Annotated in this window: 1 pseudogene; it reads left to right on the top strand. The window is 65.9% G+C overall.

What is annotated here, in order from left to right:
* Nucleotides 1–223 (top strand): annotated as a pseudogene (locus E4K09_RS19680) (RNA polymerase factor sigma-32); the annotation flags it as partial.

The raw sequence follows: 223 nt of genomic DNA, 5'->3' as shown, positions 1-223 counted from the left end.
GATCGCCGAAGCGATCGGCGTCTCCAAGGCCGATGTGGCCCTGATGGATGCCCGCCTTTCGGCCCCCGACACATCCCTCAACGCACCGGTTCTCGATGCCGATCCGTCCAAGTCCGCCGAGCGCGTGGAATTTCTCGTGGATTCGAGCCCGCTGCCGGACGAGAGCGTGAGCGACGTCATCGACACCGAACGCCGCGTGCGCTGGCTCAAGCAGGCGCTCGAA

It is taken from the genome of Microvirga pakistanensis (assembly GCF_004458765.1).
Taxonomy (GTDB): domain Bacteria; phylum Pseudomonadota; class Alphaproteobacteria; order Rhizobiales; family Beijerinckiaceae; genus Microvirga; species Microvirga pakistanensis.
This window is presented reverse-complemented; position numbering and strand designations above follow the sequence as displayed.